Here is a 22,562-nt window from a genome sequence, read left to right as displayed (position 1 = left end):
TTGTCGCCAAAAGTCCTTATGCGTCCCGCCCGCCGGTCGCAGCCTACCCGGCTATCAAAACAAGGACTGAAAAAATGAAAACTACTTTGGTCTGCTCAGGCGGACTGGATTCCGTGTCGCTGGCACATGTGTTGGCGGCGGACAGGCATCTTTCGCGGCTTGTGTCCTTCGACTATGGCCAGCGCCACACCAAGGAACTTTCTTTCGCGGCGGCCTGTGCTGAACGGCTGAACGTACCCCATCACGTAATCGACTTGCGGTCGGTCGGAGCGTCTTTGACCGGCTCAGCCCTGACCGACGACGTTGACGTACCGGATGGGCACTACGCGGAAGATACAATGAAAGTAACCGTCGTCCCCAATCGCAACGCGATCATGCTGACAGTCGCATATGGTGTGGCTGCCGCGCAGGGGGACGACGCGGTTGCTGCTGCCGTGCATGGCGGTGATCACTTTATCTACCCTGATTGCCGCCCCACGTTTACGGGCGCTTTCAATGCCATGCAGCGAGCTGCGCTGGACGGCTATGCGGATGTGGCGCTGCACGTACCTTTCGTTCACCGCAGCAAGGCGGATATTGTTGCCGAGGGCGCGCGTGTAGGCACTCCGTTCGATCAGACGTGGTCATGTTACAAGGGCGGCGATGTTCACTGCGGCCGTTGCGGCACCTGTGTCGAGCGGCGCGAGGCGTTCGATTTGGCCGGCGTACCGGACCCCACCGAGTACGAAGACGCCGAATTCTGGAAATCGGCCATTGCAGAGGCACAGGTCTGATGTACCGGATCACCAAAGAGTTCCACTTTTCCGCCTCGCACCAGCTGACACACCTGCCGGAAGACCACCAATGCGCCCGCATGCATGGGCACAACTATATTGTCGTGGTCGAACTGGCCGGAAAGGATCTAAATGCCGACGGGTTCGTGCGTGATTATCACGAGCTCAAACCGCTCAAGACCTATATCGATGACGAGTTTGATCACCGGCACCTGAATGAAGCGCTGAACGTGGTCTCGACTGCGGAAAACCTCGCGCGGCATTTCTTTGACTGGTGTTTTGACCGGTGGCCTGAAACCGCTGCGGTCCGAGTGTCCGAAACACCCAAGACCTGGGCCGAGTATCGCCCATGACCCTACGGATTTCCGAAATCTTCGGCCCCACAGTACAGGGCGAAGGCGCGCTTATTGGCCAACCGACGGTCTTTGTGCGCTCGGGCGGATGCGATTTTCGCTGCAGTTGGTGCGACAGTCTGCATGCCGTAGATAGCGCCTATCGCCACGATTGGACCGCGATGGAGACTGAGGCCATCTGGGCGGAGGTTCAGCGTCTTTCAGGTGGACGGCCCCTGACCGTGTCTCTGTCTGGCGGCAACCCTGCCATTCAGGACTTTGGCCCGCTGATCAAGCATGGGGTTTCTCGAGGCTATGCTTTTGCATGCGAAACTCAGGGTTCGATCGCCAAACCGTGGTTTTCCGACCTTGCAATTCTGGTACTCAGCCCGAAGCCGCCCAGCAGTGGCGAGGAGATGAACTGGGCCGCATTCGAAGCTTGCCTGGCTGAGCGTCCAGATCAAACGGCCTTGAAAATCGTGGTCTTTGACGACGCCGATTTCAACTGGGCTCGCGACGTCGCCGATCAGTATCCGGACCTGCCGCTGTATCTGCAGCCCGGCAACCCTGAAACCGACCCCTCCAGCCCTGTTGATCTAACCAATGCCACCAACCGCTTGGAATGGCTGATCGACAAAACATTGAATGCCGGATGGTTCACACCACGCATTCTGCCTCAGCTACACGTTCTGGTCTGGGGCAATAAACGCGGCGTCTGACCCGCAGGAGAGACAAGATGACCGACAGTATCTACAGCAACCTCACCCAACTGGGTGGTGAAACGAAAATGCCCGCCAGCCCGGAAGAAGCCGTGCTGGAGCGGGTACAGAACCCGCAGGCAGACGTGGATTACAATGTGCGCTTCACCGCGCCAGAATTCACCTCGCTCTGCCCGATGACCGGGCAGCCCGACTTTGCCCATCTGGTGATCGACTATGTGCCCGATCAGTGGTTGGTGGAAAGCAAGGCGCTCAAACTGTTTCTGGGCTCGTTCCGCAACCATGGGGCGTTCCACGAGGATTGCACGGTTTCGATCGCGCGCCGCCTGCAAGAGTTCCTGGAGCCCCGGTGGTTGCGCATCGGCGGATACTGGTATCCGCGCGGCGGCATTCCGATCGACGTGTTCTGGCAAACCGGTCCAATGCCCGAAGGCGTCTGGATTCCCGATCAAGGCGTGCCCCCATACCGCGGGCGCGGTTAAGACGGTAAGAGTTGGGCGGTGGGCGAAACCCACAAGCCGGGAGTTTAGACTCTGGCTTTTTCGAACGCTGCCCAAGCCGCCTGAAACGTTTCGAAGTCAAAGCCCGGCTGACTGGCCGCGTCCAGAACAATGCGCTCGGTCGTCAGCAGTTTCTGGATTGCCCCTTCCAGCTGGGTGACCACATCCTCGGGCACAACCAGCGCGCCGTGACGGTCAGCGTGTATCAGATCACCCGGATTGACCGTCAGGCCAAAGATCGAAACGGGCGTGTCGATCTCGCGCACATGAACAAAACCATGGCTTGGCCCCACCGACCCGGCGACCACGGGGAATCCTTCGGGCACGTCGCCGAGATCGCGCATAACGCCATTTGTCAGGGCTCCGGACATACCGAACCCCTTGTGGACCGTCGTGTTGATCTCGCCCCAATAGGCACCAATACAATCCGGATAATCCACGTCCTCGATCACGGCGACTGAGGGGCCGGGCGCTTCGGCCATGTATTTGTAATAGGCCATGCGGCGGGTCTTAATGACGTCCGCCGCCTCGGTTGGTGGATTGACCGCCGCGATTTTTGCTGTCCGGGCATACCCGACTATAGCGGGTTCATCAGGTGCCGAGCACAGCATGGTGCCTCGGGTGAAGCTGTCGAACCCACGCTTGCCCTGCGCCACTTCGATGGCGTTGCAAACGGTGGGGGTGTCGACCTCGCGGAGCAAAGTCAAAAGGGACGGCGTCATGTGTCCTCCAACCAGCGGATCAGAGCCGCTGTCGTTTCATTTGGTTTTTCCAATGTGGGCAGGTGACCTGCCCCGTCGATGACTTCGAGACTGCTGTTTGGCAGCAGGTCATGCATCAATTCATGGCGTTCAACCGGGCAAAGTCCATCTTCCCGCCCACACAGAACCAACGTTTTACCGGGATAGGCCGACAACGTCATTCGCTGGTCCGGGCGATCCATCAGCGCCTGCGACTGACGCAGAAAAACATCCGGCCCCAGATCAGTGGCCATCGCCATGCACAAATCCAGAATGGCCCCTTGGCGCGGGCCGTCGGCCAAGTAATTCGGCTTCATCTCGTCGCGCATGACGTGCCACAACCGACCTTCGCCCACCGCCGCCATCTGGGAGCCGCGGCGGGATTTGACCTCGGGCTTTTCGGCTAGTGGATTGGTATCCAGCAGCGCCAGCCTTTCCACACGTTCAGGAGCCTGCCGCAGCACTTCCATCGCTACGATACCGCCCATCGAAAGGCCAGCCAGCGCAAAGACTGATGGCGCGCGTCGCAACAGATCAGCCGCCATGTCCTGAACGCTATCGTGACCGCACAACGGAAAAGTCATTACGGGCATCCGGCTGGACAATGCCTCGATCTGCGGGCCAAAGAGGCGGGCATCACACATCATGCCCGGCAAAAGGATCAAGGGTGTCATGCCGAAGTCAGCTTTGCCCCCTCGGACAGCGCGGCCAGCTTGGCATAGGCGATCTGAGGGTCGACCGCGCCAAACCCCGCAAAAGTTCCGAAACCGCAATCACTGCCAGCGATCACCCGATCCACACCGACGATGGCGGTGAACCGTTCGATCCGTTGGGCTACAAGTTCAGGGTGTTCCACAAAGTTGGTAGTTGTGTCGACAACACCGGGAACGAGAACTTTGTCATCAGGTATCTCGGTTTTGCGATCACGGAACACCGTCCATTCATGCGCGTGACGCGGGTTTGAGGTTTCGAACAGCACATAGCGCGACTTGGTCGCCATCAGCGTACTGAACACCTTGTCCATCGCGATGTCGCAGCAATGCGGCCCCTCGTAATTGCCCCAGCAGATGTGAACGCGAACGCGATCCTGCGGAACGTTCTCAAGCGCGTGGTTCAGCGCCTCGACATGCATGTCGGCTATCTTGACGAATTCGTCGTCCGAGAGGTCTGTGAACAACATATGGCGCGAAAGGGCCAGGTCAGGGCAATCCAGTTGCAAATCCAGACCGGCTGCCACGATAGTTTCGTATTCCTCTTTCATGGCGTCGGCAAGCGCTGCCAGATAGGCCTCACGCGTGGGGTAGAAATCGTTCTGCAGGAAAAGGGAAACAACGCCTGGCGATGCGGCGTTCATGAACCCATGCTCGGCACCATGCTGCGCCATCGCCGCCTTCAGATTGGCGATGTCCTTTTCAAGCTCGCCCTGCCCTTTCGAGCGCACATCTCCGGTACACATCGGACGCGCGTATTGCGGCGTACCGCCATCATTGGCCAACCGTTGCAAAAAGCTGGGAAACATTTTCAGATCGGCCGGCGCGTTACGCGGGCTGTCACCCGAGAAGCCTGTATAGCGATCCTTCACATACGTCGCATACGAGATCTTCGAGGTCTCGCCGTCACTGACGATGTCGACCCCGGCCTCGACCTGTTTGCGCACGGTTTCCGAGACCGCGTCGGTCATGCAGGCATCAAAGGCGTCAGTGCCGTAAGGTTTTTCATTTTCGCGGGCGAAGATGAAGTCCACCACTTCCTGCGTACGTGGCAGAGACCCAACATGTGTGGTTTTGACGGTCATCAGAGCCTCCTCAGATTTTTCGCGCCATCAGAACAGTATGGCTTTGGGTTTCGGGATCCTCGGCCAGAAACCCGGTCATCAGCAGCCCGTTTTCTTCCAGACACACGGCATAGTCAGCGGGCGACAAAGAGGCGTGATAGACAAGCTCTTCGCCTACCGTGCCGCTAACTTCGCCCGCACGCGGACCGACGGTCAGCATCAGCATGCCACCAGATCGCAAGTGGTCGGACATACGGGCAATACAGGCTTTTTGTTCTTCCGCTGTCAGGTGGAAGAAGCTGTTCCATGCGATGATACCGTCGAATTTCTGACCCAATTCGAACTCCCGCATATCGGCCAACCGCCAATCGCCATCGGGCCAACGGTCGCGGGCAATGGCAAGCATCGCTTCGGAAAAATCGACACCCGTGACATCAAAGCCTTCGGCCTTGAACCAGCGCGCAATCGGATCGCCGGCCCCACAGCCCAGATCCAGCACGTGATCTCCAGGCTTGAGGCTGGCTGTGAAGCGCGCCAACCAGCGCGCTTCGAACAAGGCCTTTGAACGGCGCTTATCGTATTCCGTTGCTTGCCGTTCATAGACGGCATGGGTGTCTTGCGGGTCTGCATTCATCCTGTCCAGGTCGCTCCTGCCGGGTCATCGGTTGCGGTGATCCGGTACAGGCCTGCCTGCCCGGTCATTGAGGGTTGAACGCTATAGGATTCGCCGGGAAGAACCAAAGCTGTATCACCAGCGGACAAGGTAACCTCATATCCGTCGATCGAAAGACGCCAATGGCCGCTGGCCGGCATCAGAACAACTGGTTTATCTGCAGCCACTGGCTCGGTCATACAGGACCCACGCCCAAGGAAGTCGACCTCGAAACCGGGCTTGTCCTTGATCAGGCTATTCTCACCGATCACCGGCGCGGGCTTGTTGGCCGACAACGCCATCAAATCCCAATAGCGCGCGACGTACTTTCCGACGACCTCTTCGACCGGAACCTCGGGGTAGTTTTTCAACTCCTCCTCGGACAGCAGCGGCATTGGGCGGACATTGTGAGGCAGTTCCTGACCCTTTTTGCTGTCATAAAGAACGCCGTTGTCGCCCAGCATCAGACCATGCGCCTGCGCGTCTTCGATCACTTGCGGAGCCCAGGTTACACCGCCGCCCGCATCGTCACCCCCAAGGATTGACATGATCATGCCATAGTCCTGACCAACGTTTTCGAAACCACGGAAGATACCGGTCGGGATGTCGAAGATATCGCCCTCCTCGGCAATGAACTCACCCGCCGTTCCATAACGCCCCCAGAAAAACCGCCAACGACCTTTGGCCACAAAGAACACCTCGGCCGTCGTGTGGCTATGCAGAGAGTTTCGGCACTTCGGCGGCTGGCCCGCAGCGCCTATATTGAAGCCGATCTTGTCGGTGATGTGCACGTGCTGATCCGGGGATTCCGAGACACCGCCGCCAATGATCGTGAAGTTCTCCTTCTGATCGCTGCCCGGCGTGTGGGCGTCGATGAATGCGGTTTTGCACGGTTGGAGTTCACCATAGCGAACAATGCGGGAAGAGATGGTTGATTTCGACATTTTGTAAGTTCCGATGCTACGTTTTCAGGAAAGATGGTTCGCGTGCTTGTGCAGCGCGCACGCTCACTCTCCCGGCGGACGCAGGTTCAAACGCCGGGCACGTAGGCTTTGGCGGTGCATATGGTAGCGCCGAAGGGTCCCGGTCTCACGCAGGCCATCCACAAGTATGCGATATGCGACCGGGCGGGCCACTCAGGCTTCCTCACTCTGCACCAGGATCTGTTTCCAGACCGAAGTTTCGTCGAACAAAGTGTATTCGCGGCGCAATTGCGGTTGGCCGCCAATCAGGGCGCCGAATTCCGCATGGCTGATACCGAGGACATAGACCTGCGCGCCGGTTGGCGCACCAAAAACGCCCCAACCGTCGTGCTTGCCCCAAAGGCTCCAGCGTATCGCGGCGCGGGGTGGCATATCCGGGTCGTCGCGGCCGATCTGGTGCTCGATCTTGAATTTGGCATTCGGGAAGCTCGCCCGCAAACCCATCCAGAAACGGTCGACTGCATCCCAGCCATGTCCGGTCACGCCGCCCACATATTCTGACTGAACGGCCCGGTCATACTCGGACTCGATCGCGCCCATGTCGGCATTCATGATCCGGGTCAGAATGTCGGCGTAGCGATGGCCCCACTCGTTGTCATTTCCGCGGCCCTTGTACGGACCCGGCTGATCGATTTCGGGGGTCAGGGGTTTGACGCAGTTGTCCGGGCCGCCCTCGCGGACGATCAGATCGGCGGCATATTCCTTGGGGTCCCAGCCCATTTGGCGCACGATGGCGCCTTGGTCACGGATCAGCCACTCGTCATTGATCTGATTGTCGATGGCGTGGCAGTCGGCCAAAATCCGATAACGCAGCTTTGTTCCGGTTGGCTTGCCATAAACGCCCTCGGCCAGATGCGTGGCCGTTGAGATGATACGATGAGAACTCAGCATCCCTTCTTCGGGGGTGCCGGACCAGATCACGTCCTCGCCCAGCAATTGCCGGTCCGGAAACTCGGCCAGTGTCGCCATGGTCGCACCGATTACGTTCTGATTGCCCAGCACCACTGAACCGGGCGATCGCACGACAATGTCTTCGCTGTAATAGTCGTGCAGGGTCGCAATACCCCGGTCTTCCCAAATCTCTTTGGTGATGCCGATGATATAGTCGGGAAAATCCCGGAATTTGGGATCAAAGCCTTTCATGATTTCATCCTTTGCGGAGTCCAGCCTTTGGGCAACCGTGCTGATGTGCGCACGATCAGTGGCCCATCAATCGCGACTTTTCGTGCTGTGGCGGCTGTCGGGTTTCCAATATGATCCATCAAAGCGTCGACAGTCTCGGCAACCATCAGATTGGCCCGTTGACGAATGGTGGTGAGGTTATAGGCAAGCCAAGCTGCCTGTGGGACGTCGTCGTATCCAACTACGGACACATCCTCGGGTACCCGCATTCCCAATTCGAAACGGATGACGTCCATGACGGCGAGCGCCATATGGTCATTGGCGACGAACACTGCATCCGGTCGTTTTTGCGGCTCGACATCGAACATCCGACGCGCAGCCAAACGCGCCTTCTCGGTGTGAAAATCTCCGATTTCATGGGCGTACAGGTCTTGATCCGCATCGCTGAGCGCTGCGCGGAAGCCGGCCTCGCGGTCTCGCTGGGTTGAGGCACCCTGCCAACCGGCGATATAGGCGATACGACTGTGCCCGGCCGCGATCATAAATTCCGCGACTTTGCGACCACCGGCATAGTTGTCAGACGTGACCGACGTGATCCCGTCAAGGTCCTGGCTGCGGTTGAACAAAACCACGGGCACGCCTGCCTGCTGGCACCGGGTGGCAATATCGGAAGACATCGCAACAGATGCCAGAACGACGCCATCGACCTGATAGTCGAGGATTTCCTCCATCACGTCATCAATGTTTCCGGCGGTTCTGGAGGCCATGAAGATCAGAACGTGATAGCCCTGTTCCTGCAAGGCATTGGACAGCTTCTCAAGCGCTTCGGGATAGAAATAGTTGTCCAGATAGGCGACCACCAACCCGATGATGCGACTTTTGCCCGACACCATCGCACGCGCCAAAACGTTGGGACGATAGCCAAGTTCAGATGCAGCCTTACGAACTTTCTCTTCGGTCTTCTTGCTGACCGACGCCCCGGGCGTAAAAACCCGGCTGACTGCGGATTGGCTGACACCGGCAAGCTGGGCGACCTGAAGGGATGTTACTTTTTCAGCCATCAGTCTGCCGTCCAACCTCCGTCAATCAACATCGAGGTGCCTGTGACCAAGGCTGAGGCGTCTGAGGCGAGGTAGCGGACAGCGCCCATGATGTCTTCGACCTCCCCCACGCGATCCAGCTTGATCTTTTCCATGATCCATGCGGCGCGTTCAGGGTTGTCGAACGTTGATTGGGTCAACGGTGTTCGGATGAAGGTCGGGCAGACCGTGTTAATCCGGATACCCTGCTTTCCCCATTCGATGGCCATAGATTTGACCATGCCTTCGAGCCCGTGCTTGGTCGCGCAGTAGAGTGCGCGGTCGACCCCCCCGACATGCCCCATCTGGCTGGAAATGTGGATGATGGACCCCCGCTTCCCGGCATCTATCAAAGCGCGCGCGGCGTAGGCCGAAAGGAAGTAGGCCGAACGCAGGTTTACTCCTGTGACAATATCGAAATCCTCTGGCGTTGTTTCAACAGCAGGGCCGTGGCGCGCAACACCTGCCGAATTGACCACGACGTCGAAGGAGCGCGTTTCGAATTGTCGCTTTACCGCCGCAAGGTCACCTTGATCCAACACACACGCTTCGGCGGACCAACCCTGTTCTTGCAGGGCGGCCACGGTATCGTTCAACCGACCCTCGCCTCGGGCTGCGCAAACCACATGTGCCCCTGCCTCGGCCAAAGCCACCGCGCAGCCCTGCCCGATGCCCGAGGAGGCTCCGGTCACAAGGGCAGATTTTCCGCTCAGGGAAAACGACGGGGTGCGCGGTAGTTCAGTCATCAGTTCATTCCATCCGGTATTTCAATCCGCCCGATATTTCGGGCCTTATTGAATTCTCGCAGACGGGCAAAGACGTCAACGCCAAGCTGTCGGTACGCGTCCAACAGATCGACCAGAACCCAGTTTTCCCGGATCTTACCGTCTTCAAGACGCCAGAAATCGAGGCTGCGCATGGTGATCTTCTTGCCCGACGGCGCAATGCCCAGCCAACCGTCGTCGGTGACGGTCTGGATCATGTTGGGCCAGCCGGTTACCGCCGCGTATTCGCCATCCCCGAAAAAGTGATACGTGATGTCTTCCACGTATTTCCCGCGATCCGGCATCCCGTTCAGAAACGGAATTTGATGCCAATTGCGGAAGCCCGCGATCCCGCGCCCGGTTCCGATCCCGGAAGGCCCATACCAGTTCATGCGGGGGTGCCAGAAACGCTGCATCTCCATCACTTCAGGTCCGCCTTCCGACGGATGCTTTTTCAGATGATTGAGCATGTCGATGATGTGCTGGCAGGTTTGCTTGCCCTTCGCCGCGTCATAGGGCCCGGGAACAAACCCATCCTGGGTGGCCGGTCCGGGTACGTGCCATTCACGCCCCAGACTTGGTGCCAGAGGCCAGGCATTTGCCTGCATCATCACTTCGGGAATGTCCCACAGCGCCTGCATCTCGACAATTTTGTCGTTTTCGAAGCGGTAGAATTCATGGAACCGCATCGTGACCTGATGACCGGTCGGTGGGATATCGAGCCAGGGGCCCGTGAAAACGCCGGTGTAGTAACCACCGCATCCGACCCAGTCTGCCCCGAATTCATCCGGCCCGGCCATGACGATGTAATCCCGCCGTTCAAGATCGGGCCAAGCGTCCAGCAACGCCTTGTAAGCGGAGTCGTAGAACACGTCGCTACCGATGCTGTCGCCAAAGGGATGGCACAAACGGAACACAGCGCCCGGCGATGTGATGCTAGCTAAGGCCGAATGAACGCCTGCCTCGCTAAAATCGTACATCGCAGCCCTGAGCGGTTCGATCAGGGCTTTGTGGTGCGTGTGTTTGTCGCTCATTCGGCGGCATCCCGGTAGGGCGCGGGTTCGCCGTAGGGGACATTGATACCGCCATAACGACGTACCCGAATGTTGCATTGTTCGGCGTGGCCAACGAATCCTTCAAGCATGCACAAGCGCGAACCGTATTCGCCGATCAGCGTTGCCGCCTCATCGGTCAGGATTTTCTGATAGCTGTGGGTCTTGAGAAATTTTCCGACCCACAGACCACCGGTATAGCGCCCGGCCTTCTTCGTCGGCAAAGTGTGGTTTGTCCCGATCACCTTGTCCCCGTTCGAGACATTGGTGCGCGGACCCAGAAACAGCGCGCCATAACAGCTCATATTTTCGAGGAACCAGTCGTCCCGGTCGGTCATCACCTGCACATGTTCCGAAGCGATATCGTCGGCGACGGCCAGCATCTCATCATAGGTATCGCAGACGATGACCTCGCCATAATCTTCCCATGACACTTGCGCGGTCCCTGCGGTCGGCAGGATGCCCAGCAGGCGATCAACCTCGGCCAGGGTGCCTTCGGCCAGTTTGCGCGAGTTGGTGAGCAGAACACAGGGGCTGTTGTAACCGTGCTCGGCCTGACCCAGCAGATCTGTCGCGCAGATTTCAGCATCCACAGTGTCATCGGCGATGACCATGGTTTCCGTTGGTCCCGCGAAAAGGTCGATTCCCACGCGGCCGAACAATTGGCGCTTGGCCTCGGCGACAAAGGCGTTGCCGGGACCGACAAGCATATGCACTGGATCGATGGTCTCGGTACCTAGCGCCATTGCACCAATAGCCTGAATGCCGCCCATAACGTAAATCTCATGCGCGCCGCCCAAATGCATCGCGGCAATCACAGCCGGATTGGGCTTGCCATTGAATGGAGGCGTACAGGCGATAATTCGGGGAACACCAGCAACCGAAGCTGTGGCCACCGACATATGCGCCGACGCAACCATCGGAAACTTGCCCCCGGGGACGTAGCAGCCGACCGACTGAACCGGGATATTCTTGTGGCCAAGGATGACACCCGGCAGCGTTTCAACCTCGATATCCGTCATCGAAGCGCGTTGCGCGCGGGCAAAATTCATCACCTGCTGCTGCGCGAACTTGATGTCGGCCAATTCACGATCCGTCAGTTGACCGATCAGGTCATCAATCTCTTGCTGCGACAGGCGGAAAGACGGCGGAGAATAATTGTCGAACTTTTCGCTCAGTTCGCGCACGGCGGCATCGCCGCGAGTTTCGATGTCTTTCAACGTTGTCTCGACCACAGCACGGGTTTTGGCGTCGTCTTCGGCCCGGTCAGCATCAGACTTGCCGCGTTTGAGATATTCGATAGGCATTTTCATCAATCCTCAGTTTTCGGGCCGGGGCGGAGTCTTCTCTCCCCGGTCAAATGCTTCCCAGCCTTCGCCTTTGAACAGGTCAACGCCCAGTTGTGCCGCGACATGCGCAAAATCGACGTTCACCCAGTTGTCGACGATCTTGCCATCGACCACTTTCCAGAAATCCATGTAGCGGATCTCGACCCGCTTGCCGGTTGGTGCGATGCCCAGAAACTCACCCGAATGGGTCGCTTCCTGTCGGCCGAAGGCAGCCGCCCATTCACCCATGTAAAGGCGCGCCTCATCAATGCAGGTCTTGTCCGAGAACGCGGCCTGAAACGGGCGCTGCCAGTTATCCTGAAACTCTTTCAGGCCGGTTTTGGTGCCGCAGCCCTGATTGCCCATCCAGCGGAATCCCTGGGAAAAGAACTCTCCGATGTCGTCAATGCGGTGGTCGTTGAGGCCATCCACCATGGTTTCGATCACGCGGCGCGTGTCTTCGGTTTTGCTGAGGTCCGTGTCGCGGCTCAGGACTGCTTGTTCGGGGCGGGAACCTTTCATTTTACTATCCTTTCAGGTTGCCAAGGGGGAGAGATTGGGGAGTGAGGCCCCAATGCTCAGAAAATCCCTGGGCATCCTGTTCAGCGCCGGGTGGCGCGAGATGGCGTTATGTCGGGCGTTTTTACTCATTAGCCTTTGACCGCTCCGGCGGTCAGACCACTTACGATCTGGCGCTGGAAGATCAGAACAAGGAAGATCAGTGGTGCCGTGATCGACACTGCGGCAGCCACGGCGACAACCTGATCGGTCGTGGTGGTTTCGCGGTTGAACATCCCCACGATGGCCGGAACCATCGTCTGGTTCTGCGCATCCAGCAACAGTGAGGTTACCAAAAAGTCATTATACGCCAGCAGGAAGCTGAACAGCCCGGTGGTGATCACACCCGGCCACATCACCGGCATAATGACACGGCGGAACGCCTGGAAGTGGCTGCAGCCGTCCACCCGGGCGGCCTCGTCCAGTTCGGCCGGGATGTTCTGGAAGAACGACCGCAGCATCCAGATGGTAAAGGGCTGGTTGATCGCGACCAGCACGGCAATCACCGCGAAAGGTTTACCGTAAAGTGTCGGGGCATTGTCCCCAAGTATAGGGGCCAGCCATTCAGCCGAAGAGATAAACACTGGCAGATAGCCCGAAACCAAGACCGAAGGCGGCAATGCGCGGAAGATCAGCGCGATGAGCAGGATCCAGAAGGCCAGCGTCGACCCTGAGCGCGCAAGCCCGTATCCGGCCAGCGTCCCAACCGTAAGGGACAAAGTGACCACCCCGGTGGTCACGATCAGCGAGTTTTTGAAGTTGTTGGAGAACCCGCGATCAACCCAAACTGTTTTGTAATGCTCGGTCGTCAGGCCCATCACGTCGCGCCCGAGCGGACCGAAAACCGGATTAAGAATGCTCAGAACAGCTGGCATGATGACAAAGAACACCAGCAGAAAGCCGACGATAACAACCAGCACACCGATGATCCATCCGAACCATGCCTGTCCGGGTTTGGTGTAAGACTTTACAATCGTCGGCAGGGTTTTTGTCGACACGAGGATTGTGCCCCAAAACACAGCGATGCCCACAATGATGTCGAGTATCGATATCCCGTTTCCTTTGGCCAAAGTCGCAGGGCCAAAGATCACGTTCAGCGCGTTGCTGTCGAAGGCATCGACCGGTGACTTGAAGCTCATGACCGTGATCCAAAGGATCGGAAAGACCGCCACGATGCACCAGAAGGCGAGGAAGATATTCGAGGTCAGTCGCAGGCTGAACGGTTGGCGAAGCGCGCGTGAAGACATCTTAGTGACCTCCTTTATGATCACGCCATGTCCGGCGCAGCGGGAAGATAAGCAGGATGACGACCCCGATCATGGTCAGCATGGCGCTTGCCGAGGCTCTGCTGATAGACCGATTGCCGGCCTGATCGGGCACAAGGAAATCATAGGTCAGCCACTGCAGCGAGATGACGTAGCCCTGGCTCGAGAAACCGACGATTTCTTCGAACACCCGGTAGCTGTCCATCAGGTGGATCATCGACACGAAAATGATCAGGGGCATCAGGTGTGGAATGACGATGTATTTCATCCGCTGCCAGCGCGTCGCTCCGTCGATCACAGCGCTTTCCAGGCTGTCTTGGTTGACCGTCTGCAGACCGGCGTAGAACACGATGGCGGCGAAGGGCGCAACGTGCCAGACACGATAGAGCATCATGAGCACCTCGATCGTCCAGGCCTGGGCAAACAAGGCAATGTCCCGGTTCAACCACGTCTCAAGCAAGGCGGTCAGGATACCGTCTCCGCGAAACAGCCAGTTGATTGACAACACACCGATGACGGGCGTGATGATGAAGGGCAGCAGCGAGACGAAAATCACTGGCCCGCGTATGGCCCTGGCGGCGTTGTTGATCAGAACTGCAATGCCCAATCCGCACCCGATAACCAACGGTAAGGTGATCAGAGTGAATGTCAGGGTAAAGCGCAGCGCCTTCCAGAAGTTGATGGTTGACAGCACGTTCCAATTGCCGTCGCTGATCGCGCGCCATGCCCGTTCCGGTTCCAGCACGTTTCGATAGCTTTGCAGCCCGACATATTGCGTCTGAGTGATGACTTGCCCATGCTCGTCCAGTTTGGGCTGTGAGACCGTCTCTGTCACACAGGTCTGCGTCAGGAAACCCGGCGTGCAGGTCTCGATCTCGACCGTCTCGTAAATCGGCTGAGTGATGTAAAAGCTTTGCATGAACACGCTGATCAGCGGGTACGCAATAAAGAGAAGCATCATAAAGACAGACGGGCCGACAAAGGCGGCAAATGTCCGGAAGTTCATGGCTCTGCCTTTCTCATGTTTCTCGAGGGATCAGGCGAGGATGGGAGGGCCGGAGCCCTCCCCCGGGAGGATCAGTTGTTGACCAGACCCGCTTCTTTGGCAGCGGTCAGGTACGAAGCCTCGATATCGGCCAGTGTTGTTTGTGCGTCCTTGGCACCGGTCATATAGTCGGCCAGCCCGTTGCCAAGCGCACTGTGCAGAACGCCCATCGGGGCCGACGCGGGATACGCCTTGGCGCCATTTTCCGCCGAGGCTGCTGCACCGGCTGCCAGATCACCCGGCTTGTAAGCTGGGCTCAACCAAACGGCGACATCGTTGTTGGCACTGACCATGTCGCTATCAATGCCTTCCATAACAAGCTGGAATGCGGCTTCCGCTTCTTCGTCACTCATGTTCGCGGCCAGGACCACACCATCCCACCAAATGGTGGTCGACGGGGCGGCTGCGCCCATCGGTGCAGATGCCATGGTAACCTTGCCAACGACCTGGCTTTCAGCTTCGTCATTCATGGCCGCGGCACGGCTGGCCCACAGGTTCGCCATGGCGATTTTGCCCTGCTGGAACTGCTGCTGAACATAGGTCGAGTCAGAAACCAGGAATTCCGGATCCATGTACTCGGTCATCGCTTTCATGGTCTCAAGCGCTTTGACACCCTTTTCATTGTTGATCGCGGGCATGTTGCCATCGCCAAAGAACTCACCACCTTCGCCGATGTACATGTTGACGAATTCCTGAGCCAGGTTCCAACCAGTCTTGAAGGTGCCACCGATCGGGTATTCCATGACGCCTGCTTCCTTGATCTTGGCAGCAGCGGCCAGAACGTCGTCATAGGTCCTGGGCTCTTCGATCCCCAGATCAGCCAGAACGTCATTGCGGTACATCAGGTGCTGTGCGTTCACCATCATGGCAATCGCCATAACCTTGCCGTCCACCTTGATCAGCTGGTTCGGCAGCAAGTCCTGACCGTATTTTGCGACCAGATCATCCAGTGGACGCAGCGAACCTGCGTTCAGCAACGGGATCATCGTCTCGTTGGCAACGCCACCGATCTGATACAGCGAGGGGTTTGCCGCAAAGGCTTCGGGCTGCTTCTCGCGGAATTCCTGGTCCAGCGAGGCGCTGAAGTTGCCACATTCAGCCATTGCGTCAGTGACGGCTTTCCAGGCTTCAAAACCGGCGGAAAGCGATTTTAGCGGTACGGTGTTTTCGTATTCGCAAGCCGCCCATGCGCCGCTTGCTGCCAGCGACATGGCGCCTGCCATAAGAATCGTCTTGAGTTTCATGCGTTTCTCCCTGTCAGGATCGGTCCGTCGTCGACGTCCGGACCGCTGTTATGCCCGTGCGGGCTGCTTTTGGGGTTGCTCCCCAATCCGCGCACCACTTTCAGCTTCAAAGAGGTGACAGATATCTGTTGGCACCGAGAACGAGACCGTCTCGCCAATCTCGGCGCGGAATGACTTGTCCGCCTTAACGGAAACCAGAGCACCGCCCACGCGAACCGAAATCATGGTGGCGTCACCAAGCAGTTCCAGCGTGTAGATTGGTGCAGTAATCTGACCTTGGCCTTCGGCAATGCTGGCGTCTTCAGCACGGAACCCCAATGTCATGGGGCCGTCAGACGCGTCGACCGGGATGGCGACGTTCTCGGCACGGAACACCCCGCCCAAAACCTCACCCTCCATCAGGTTCATCGCGGGTGAGCCGATAAAGCTGGCTACAAACGTATTCGCCGGCCGGTCGTAAATCTCGGTCGGGCTGCCAACCTGCTGAACCACGCCCTGCTTCATGACGACGACACGGTCGGCCAATGTCATGGCTTCGATCTGGTCATGGGTTACGTAGATTGTGGTGACGGCCAGTTCGTGGCTCAGGTTCTTGATCTGCGCACGGGTCGACACGCGCAGTTTCGCATCAAGGTTTGAAAGCGGTTCGTCCATCAGGAACACATTCGGTTCACGTACGATGGCGCGGGCCAAAGCCACACGTTGCCGCTGCCCTCCCGACAACTCAGCAGGTTTGCGATGCAAAAAGTCGTCCAGCTCGACCATCGCACTGGCACGGCGCACTTTCTCGTCATGCGTCGACGGGTCGATGCCGCGCACCTTCAGCGGAAATCGGATGTTCTCGTAGACGTTCATGTTCGGATAGAGGGCGTAGCTTTGGAATACCATCGCCACATCCCGATCTTTGGGCTCAAGATCGTTCACCACATTGCCGTCGATCAGGATATCGCCTTCTGTGACATCCTCGAGCCCGGCAATCATGCGCATTGTCGTAGTCTTGCCGCAACCGGACGGCCCCAAAAGAACCAGAAACTCGCGGTCGGCGATTGTCAGGTCGAAATTGTGGACCCCAACAAATGAACCCCATCGCTTGCCGACATTACGCAGTTGAATTTCCGCCATGGTCCCCCCCGGAAAGGATTCGCTTTGCATACGTTTGCAAAACTGTAATCGGCACTCATCAATTCTGGCAAGACATTTTTGCATACGTATGCAAAAATACGCCAAAGCAGTGATTCATTTCTGGGCAAAGGCGAGCATAACATGCTGCAACAACAAGATAATTCAGCGGGTTTTCAAAAAGAAAAAATGCTGATCACTTCGTTCTACGAGGCGCTTGCAAGCGCGGATAGCGCAGAATTGCCCACAGTGATGGAGCAATTTTGCGCCGAAAACCTGCTGTGGCGCGGCTTTCACCCGTTCAATGAAATCAGCGGTGGCAACCAGGTGGCGCGCGCATTCTGGCAGCCGTTGAAACACAGCCTGAAGCGCCTTCAGCGCCGTCAGGATATCTTTTTCGCCGGTCAGAACTCACTGAACGACGATGCTGGCATTTGGGTGGTCTCGATGGGGCACCTGATGGGCCTGTTTGACGAACCCTGGCTGGGCATACAACCCACCGGAAAACTGGCCTTTCTTCGGTATTGCGAATTCAACAAAGTATCTGATGGAAAGATCACCGAAACAGCCATGTACTTCGACATCCCACATCTTATGGTGCAGGCAGGCCAGAACCCCTTCCCTCCACAGACGGCGGCTCACCTCGTCCAGCCCGGACCTCTGACCCACGACGGAATTCTGACAGAGGACGCGCCGCAGGAAGAAAGCCAGCGCACCCTCGCTGCCATCAACGCAATGATTTCGGACCTGGGTCAGTGGGACAGCGGCCTTTCTCTGACCGAAGAATTGGCGCGAACATGGCAGGACGACATGATTTGGTGGGGCCCGGAAGGGATTGGCGCAACCTACACGATCGAGCGTTATGCGCAGCAACATTCGGGGCCTTTCAGGGCCACCTTCTCGGACAGGACGAAAACAAAACACATCTGTCGTCTGGCCGAAGGCCATTACGGCGGGTTTTTCGGCTGGCCAAATTTCACTGCCGTTCCGACGGGCGGCTTCATGGGGATGCCTGCGACCGGGACAGCTGGCGAGTTTCGTGTCATCGATATCTACCGCCGGGCCGGTGACAAGCTGGCAGAGAACTGGATCTTCATCGACCTTCTCCACTTCTGGAAACAGCAGGGCGTTGATATTCTGGCCCGCACAACGGGAATCGAAACTCCATGATGATCGACGCACATCACCACCTGTGGGATTTGCAGGCCGTGCACTACCCATGGCTGATGGAAAAGGGCGCCAAGCGTTTCTTTGGCGACCCGACACCAATTCAGCGCAATTACCTGCTGCCCGAGTTTCGTGGGAATTCCGAACCTCATGGCTTTTCCGCATCGGTCCACATTCAAGTGGGTGCCGCCGATCCGTGGGCCGAAGCACAATGGGTGCAAACCGTTGCCGATCAGAATCGGGACTGGCCTTTGGTGCAAGTTGCGTTTTGTGACCTCACCTCGGGCGACCTGATGATCCAGCTGGATCGGCTGCAAACCTTGCCGTCAGTGCGGGGTGTACGGCAGATCGTCGGTCGGTCACCTGGCGAAGATGCTGAGACGGGGACTAACACTTTACTCGCGAACCCAAAATTTCTTGCTGGTCTGCGCGAACTGGGCGAGCGCGGTCTGTCCTTTGATCTCCAATTGCTGCCTGAACTGATGGAGCAGACGGCCTTGGTATTGAAACAAGTACCGAATACACAAGTCGCCTTGTGCCACGCCGGGTCACCCCATGACCGTTCCGAAAGCGGGTTGCACGAGTGGGCCGCCGCTCTGGAGACGCTGTCTAGTTTGCCGAACGTCTATTGCAAGCTCTCGGGCCTCGGCATGTTTGACCATGATTGGACCGCACAGAACGCCAAGCCGATTGTGGAAACTTGTTTGACCCAATTTGGCGCTGAGCGCTGCATGTTCGGATCTAATTTTCCAGTCGACAGCCTCAGCTCCACCTACGGTGAGCTCATTTCCAGATACCAGTACCTCATTCCCGGCGAAAAACAGTCAGCTGTGTTCTACGAGACCGCCAATCGTTTCTATCGTTTTGGCCAACGTACGATTTTGATGCCAAGTCTTCCGAAAGCAAACAGCGTCAGGCCCTGAGTGCTCGTTCCTTGCGGAATGACGGCCGTCCTACGAACCGGTTCCACAGATGTAATTTTGTTTCTTTCCTGCCTCTGATTTTGAAACATCATGACAACTCTGCGCCGATGGTCTAATTGTTCTTTTTACGAAAGAACAAATTCCCGGTGACGTTTGTGGAACAGGTGGCCTTCAATTTTGAGATGGGCGTCGTTTGCGCCCTCCTGGCTTTCACCGTTTTCCTCTTTGTATCCGAAATCGTCAGAATTGACCTGTCTGCCATAATTGTTTTGGTTGTCATTGGTCTACTCAGCTATGCACCGGGCCTCGAAAACCTCGCAAATGTTCCGCACCTGTTTGATGGTTTTGCATCCAATGCGGTAATATCGATAATCGCAGTGATGATCGTCGGCGCCGGCTTAGACAAGACGGGCATAATGAACCGGGTCGCGGCCGTAATTCTGAAATACGGTGGTACGTCCGAGAACCGAGTTTTGCCAATCGTTTCGGGTACCGTCGGTGTCATTTCATCGTTCATGCAAAACGTCGGGGCTGCTGCGCTGTTTCTTCCTGTCGTCAGCAGAATATCGTCCAGATCGGGTATCCCGCTATCTCGTCTGCTGATGCCGATGGGATTCTGTGCCATCCTGGGCGGCACGATGACGATGGTTGGCTCGTCCCCGCTAATCCTGCTGAACGATCTGATCCAGACGGCAAATAGAGGCCTTCCAGACGGTCAAAAAATAGAGCAGTTTGGCCTGTTCTCGGTCACTCCGATTGGTATTGCCCTGATCCTGACAGGGATCATGTACTTCCTGGTTCTGGGTCGTTGGGTTCTGCCGGGCGATGTGGGGTCCGACAACACGGGAACAGGACAAGGGACCCAGGAATATCTGCAACGCGTCTACGGATTAAAAGCGGATGTTTTTGAGGTCATCGTGCCGGCGGAGAGCCCATTGGTGGGACAAATTCTGGCTGACATTAACCACGAAAATCATCTGTACATTATTTCGACGTTCTATCGCGGCAAGACCTCGATGGTTCAGGTTTTAACGGCTGAGATTGCAGCGCCGTGCAGGCTTGCAATCATCGGTCGGCGCTGGGTTGTCGAGGAGTTTGCCCAGAAATTCGGACTAACAGTTCTGCCAGATCTGGACATCTTCGTGGAGGAGTTTGCGCCGACCAATGCCGGTATTGCCGAAGTTGTCGTAACGCCCGACAGCAAACTGATTGGCAAATGCCCGCGCGAACTGCTTTTCCGCAAAACCTACGGAATGTCCCTTCTGGCCATCCATCGCGGCGAGGAGACGCTTAGTCACGTTGAGACTGAAACGCATGAGTCCACTCAAATCGGACTTGAGAAGTTCCAGGCGGGCGACATGCTTGTTGCGCATACGAGGTGGGACAACCTCATGCGGATCAAGCGAGACCCGGATTTTGTTGTCGTCACAACGGATTTCCCTCAGGATGAGTTGAGACCGCAGAAAGTCGGATGGGCTTTGGCGTTTTTTGCTATTTCCTTGTCCCTGATATTGTTCACCGACGTCCGACTATCGCTATGCCTTTTGACCGGGGCCGCAGGAATGATGCTGACGCGAGTGCTGAGCGTCGATGAGGCTTATCGGGCAGTTGGCTGGAACACCGTCTTTTTGCTCGCGTGCCTTATTCCTTTGGGCCAAGCCGTGCAAAACACTGGCACGGCTGCGTGGATCGCCCAACAGATCATGACAATTCTGGACGGTTGGCCGATCTGGTCGCTTCAGGCTGGAGTTGCAATTCTGGCCACGGCGTTTTCGCTTGTGATGTCTAACGTCGGGGCCACCGTCTTGCTTGTGCCACTGGCCGTATCAATTGCAGTGGCGGCCGGTGGAAACCCGGCCGTGTTTGCGCTGACCGTAGCAATATCAACTTCGAACAGTTTTATCATTCCGACCCACCAGGTTAACGCGCTTATCATGGGCCCTGCCGGGTACAAGGTCATGGATTTCGTACGTTCGGGTGGAGTCATGACGATCCTGTTCCTCGTTGTTTCCCTGCTCATGCTCAACTTGTTGTACTGAGGTCGCCTTTCTTACGCACGGTTCTTCATAGCTTCCTGCGGTGATTCACAAGGCGCGGGATTGCCGCTGTTTGCGACGTCAATTTCCGTTTGACTGAGAGCACAACTACCGTTCACTGAACGCGCGTTCCATTGTCAGTTGCACTGGCTTCAACAGATACGCCAACAGCGTCTGGTCACCCGTGGTCATTTCCGCGACAACGGTCATTCCGGCCTGAAGGGGGCGTTCCCACGGGCCAGCACCCACCTTGGCTTCGGCCAACACGAACAACGCGCGGAAATAGGTTTCTCCGGTTTTTTCATCAGTCAAAGGCACCGGGTAGATGGTTTGCAAACGCCCCTCGACCTTTCCGAACCGCCGCGCATCAAATGTATCAATGCTGACCAAAACCGGATGATTGGCGTCAACATGACCGACCTCGGAATTGGCGATGCGTGCTTCAACGACCAAGGCTTGGCGAGTCGGCAAAATCTCAAAAATCACTTCCCCGGGCGCGATGACTTCTCCAGGGTTAGGATAGGTGACGGCCTGCACGATCCCACGCGCCGGGGCACTAATGTTAAGGGCCGCCAACTTAGTGGTGGCAACCTCCAGAGATACATCCAGCTCCGCCCGTTTCCGATCAAGCTCGGTCTTTCGTGTCAGCATCTCATCCCGAAGCGTCAAGACCTCCTCAGCCTTAGTCGCTTTGGCCAACATCAATGCACTTTGAGCCTCAGCAAGGCGCACGCGGGCATCCGAAGCAGCGGCGCGTACAGCGTCAACTTCATCCTCTTCTTCAAGAAAATCGCTCAGCGACTTCAATCCTTGCACGCGTAACTGGGCATACCGTTCCAGAATCTCCTCCTTTTTCTGGACGCGGTCCTGGGCAAACTGCGCTGCCTGTTTCAGGATGCTTAGCGTTTCACCCTGTTGCGTGATCGTGGCATCTTGAATGCGCTGGCTCCCCGCATAAAGTTCCAACCTCGCCGCGGCGACGGTCAGGCCTTTGTCATTGAGGTCATCAATATCCGTTACGTCCGGCAAGCTGCCGCGATCCAACATTTCGAGCACAACCGACGCTGTGGCCAAGTCACGTTGCACGGCTGCAAGCTGCCCTGTCATCACGTCCCGCTCCTTTATCAGGTCCGGGTGATGGAGTTCGACCAGCAGGTCTCCCGCCTCAACATATTGACCGTCCCGGACGTGGACAGCCCGAACGATACCGCCCTGCATCGTTTCAATTTCCGGATACTCTCCGACCGGCAGGATCGTTCCTGGGGCACGCGTGATCTGGGGCACGGAAGTTTTCCCGGCCAAAATGGTAAGACTCCCAATCATCGCAAATGCTGCCAATGAGAGGAATGCGGCGAACCGAGGTCGTTTCATCCGACGCTTCCAACTG

Annotated in this window: 23 protein-coding genes; 7 read left to right on the top strand and 16 right to left on the bottom strand. The window is 57.2% G+C overall.

The genetic code is table 11. The features are described from left to right. The first annotated feature begins 74 nt into the window (after nucleotides 1-74). The 4 genes from queC to queF are packed head-to-tail and all read left to right on the top strand — an operon-like array spanning nucleotide 75 to nucleotide 2,306. Nucleotides 75-773, top strand: a complete 699-nt coding sequence (gene queC, locus ACR0AA_RS14330) for a 7-cyano-7-deazaguanine synthase QueC (protein WP_480756293.1) — start codon at nucleotides 75-77, stop codon at nucleotides 771-773. After that, a complete protein-coding gene (gene queD, locus ACR0AA_RS14325; RefSeq protein WP_480664752.1) occupies nucleotides 773-1,126 on the top strand; it encodes a 6-carboxytetrahydropterin synthase QueD in 354 nt (117 codons plus the stop codon). Before queC ends, queD begins: the two co-directional genes overlap by 1 nt. Continuing rightward, nucleotides 1,123-1,824, top strand: coding sequence for a 7-carboxy-7-deazaguanine synthase QueE (gene queE / locus ACR0AA_RS14320; protein WP_480664753.1), 702 nt, complete (start codon nucleotides 1,123-1,125; stop codon nucleotides 1,822-1,824). The genes queD and queE overlap by 4 nt, the downstream gene beginning before the upstream one ends. Nucleotides 1,825-1,841: 17 nt before the next feature. After that, nucleotides 1,842-2,306 carry a preQ(1) synthase gene (gene queF / locus ACR0AA_RS14315; RefSeq protein WP_480664754.1) on the top strand — a complete coding sequence of 155 codons (465 nt, stop codon included), beginning with the start codon at nucleotides 1,842-1,844 and terminating at the stop codon, nucleotides 2,304-2,306. Between the two features lie 44 nt (nucleotides 2,307-2,350). Here queF and ACR0AA_RS14310 read toward each other — a convergent pair whose 3' ends face one another. From ACR0AA_RS14310 to ACR0AA_RS14240, 15 genes are all read right to left on the bottom strand, one after another. Beyond that, complete coding sequence (locus ACR0AA_RS14310) at nucleotides 2,351-3,046, bottom strand: RraA family protein (RefSeq protein ID WP_480664755.1); 696 nt, start codon at nucleotides 3,044-3,046, stop codon at nucleotides 2,351-2,353. Then, nucleotides 3,043-3,738, bottom strand: coding sequence for an alpha/beta fold hydrolase (locus ACR0AA_RS14305; protein WP_480664756.1), 696 nt, complete (start codon nucleotides 3,736-3,738; stop codon nucleotides 3,043-3,045). Before ACR0AA_RS14305 ends, ACR0AA_RS14310 begins: the two co-directional genes overlap by 4 nt. After that, complete coding sequence (locus ACR0AA_RS14300) at nucleotides 3,735-4,859, bottom strand: cobalamin-independent methionine synthase II family protein (protein WP_480664757.1); 1,125 nt, start codon at nucleotides 4,857-4,859, stop codon at nucleotides 3,735-3,737. Before ACR0AA_RS14300 ends, ACR0AA_RS14305 begins: the two co-directional genes overlap by 4 nt. 10 nt (nucleotides 4,860-4,869) lie before the next feature. Continuing rightward, nucleotides 4,870-5,472 carry a class I SAM-dependent methyltransferase gene (locus ACR0AA_RS14295; protein ID WP_480664758.1) on the bottom strand — a complete coding sequence of 201 codons (603 nt, stop codon included), beginning with the start codon at nucleotides 5,470-5,472 and terminating at the stop codon, nucleotides 4,870-4,872. After that, on the bottom strand, nucleotides 5,469-6,434 hold the full coding sequence (locus ACR0AA_RS14290) for a cupin domain-containing protein (RefSeq protein WP_480664759.1): 966 nt from the start codon (nucleotides 6,432-6,434) through the stop codon (nucleotides 5,469-5,471). The genes ACR0AA_RS14295 and ACR0AA_RS14290 overlap by 4 nt, the downstream gene beginning before the upstream one ends. Before the next feature lie 192 nt (nucleotides 6,435-6,626). Then, the gene (locus ACR0AA_RS14285) at nucleotides 6,627-7,616 is read right to left on the bottom strand and encodes a nuclear transport factor 2 family protein (RefSeq protein WP_480664760.1); all 990 of its coding nucleotides are present in this window, start codon (nucleotides 7,614-7,616) and stop codon (nucleotides 6,627-6,629) included. Next, nucleotides 7,613-8,656 (bottom strand): LacI family DNA-binding transcriptional regulator, encoded by a 1,044-nt coding sequence (locus ACR0AA_RS14280; RefSeq protein WP_480664761.1) that lies wholly within the window; start codon nucleotides 8,654-8,656, stop codon nucleotides 7,613-7,615. The genes ACR0AA_RS14285 and ACR0AA_RS14280 overlap by 4 nt, the downstream gene beginning before the upstream one ends. Next, nucleotides 8,656-9,420 (bottom strand): SDR family NAD(P)-dependent oxidoreductase, encoded by a 765-nt coding sequence (locus tag ACR0AA_RS14275; protein WP_480664762.1) that lies wholly within the window; start codon nucleotides 9,418-9,420, stop codon nucleotides 8,656-8,658. Before ACR0AA_RS14275 ends, ACR0AA_RS14280 begins: the two co-directional genes overlap by 1 nt. Further along, nucleotides 9,420-10,472, bottom strand: coding sequence for an ester cyclase (locus tag ACR0AA_RS14270; RefSeq protein WP_480756292.1), 1,053 nt, complete (start codon nucleotides 10,470-10,472; stop codon nucleotides 9,420-9,422). Before ACR0AA_RS14270 ends, ACR0AA_RS14275 begins: the two co-directional genes overlap by 1 nt. Then, entirely contained in the window at nucleotides 10,469-11,797 is a 1,329-nt protein-coding gene (hisD, locus tag ACR0AA_RS14265) for a histidinol dehydrogenase (RefSeq protein ID WP_480756291.1), read from the bottom strand. The genes ACR0AA_RS14270 and hisD overlap by 4 nt, the downstream gene beginning before the upstream one ends. A gap of 12 nt (nucleotides 11,798-11,809) precedes the next feature. After that, nucleotides 11,810-12,340, bottom strand: coding sequence for an ester cyclase (locus ACR0AA_RS14260; RefSeq protein ID WP_480664765.1), 531 nt, complete (start codon nucleotides 12,338-12,340; stop codon nucleotides 11,810-11,812). 128 nt (nucleotides 12,341-12,468) lie between these two features. After that, nucleotides 12,469-13,623: a carbohydrate ABC transporter permease gene (locus tag ACR0AA_RS14255; RefSeq protein WP_480664766.1), complete on the bottom strand. Its 1,155-nt coding sequence runs from the start codon at nucleotides 13,621-13,623 to the stop codon at nucleotides 12,469-12,471. 1 nt (nucleotide 13,624) lies between these two features. Further along, nucleotides 13,625-14,647 carry a carbohydrate ABC transporter permease gene (locus ACR0AA_RS14250; protein ID WP_480664767.1) on the bottom strand — a complete coding sequence of 341 codons (1,023 nt, stop codon included), beginning with the start codon at nucleotides 14,645-14,647 and terminating at the stop codon, nucleotides 13,625-13,627. Nucleotides 14,648-14,718: 71 nt separating this feature from the next. Then, complete coding sequence (locus ACR0AA_RS14245) at nucleotides 14,719-15,930, bottom strand: ABC transporter substrate-binding protein (protein ID WP_480664768.1); 1,212 nt, start codon at nucleotides 15,928-15,930, stop codon at nucleotides 14,719-14,721. A gap of 48 nt (nucleotides 15,931-15,978) precedes the next feature. Next, nucleotides 15,979-17,052: an ABC transporter ATP-binding protein gene (locus ACR0AA_RS14240; RefSeq protein ID WP_480664769.1), complete on the bottom strand. Its 1,074-nt coding sequence runs from the start codon at nucleotides 17,050-17,052 to the stop codon at nucleotides 15,979-15,981. A gap of 186 nt (nucleotides 17,053-17,238) precedes the next feature. Between ACR0AA_RS14240 and ACR0AA_RS14235 the strand changes: the two genes are divergently transcribed. From ACR0AA_RS14235 to ACR0AA_RS14225, 3 genes are all read left to right on the top strand, one after another. Beyond that, nucleotides 17,239-18,219 (top strand): ester cyclase, encoded by a 981-nt coding sequence (locus ACR0AA_RS14235; RefSeq protein WP_480664770.1) that lies wholly within the window; start codon nucleotides 17,239-17,241, stop codon nucleotides 18,217-18,219. Continuing rightward, complete coding sequence (locus tag ACR0AA_RS14230; protein WP_480664771.1) at nucleotides 18,216-19,139, top strand: amidohydrolase family protein; 924 nt, start codon at nucleotides 18,216-18,218, stop codon at nucleotides 19,137-19,139. Before ACR0AA_RS14235 ends, ACR0AA_RS14230 begins: the two co-directional genes overlap by 4 nt. 182 nt (nucleotides 19,140-19,321) lie before the next feature. Next, the gene (locus ACR0AA_RS14225; protein ID WP_480664846.1) at nucleotides 19,322-21,178 is read left to right on the top strand and encodes an SLC13 family permease; all 1,857 of its coding nucleotides are present in this window, start codon (nucleotides 19,322-19,324) and stop codon (nucleotides 21,176-21,178) included. A 105-nt stretch (nucleotides 21,179-21,283) separates the two neighbouring features. Here the strand turns inward: ACR0AA_RS14225 and ACR0AA_RS14220 are convergent, their stop codons facing one another. Further along, nucleotides 21,284-22,546, bottom strand: coding sequence for an HlyD family type I secretion periplasmic adaptor subunit (locus ACR0AA_RS14220; RefSeq protein ID WP_480756333.1), 1,263 nt, complete (start codon nucleotides 22,544-22,546; stop codon nucleotides 21,284-21,286). Nucleotides 22,547-22,562: the final 16 nt, after the last annotated feature.

It is taken from the genome of Ruegeria sp. CE8 (assembly GCF_056537465.1).
The sequence above is the reverse complement of the archived record's forward strand: the minus strand, read 5'-3'. Positions and strand labels throughout refer to the sequence as shown.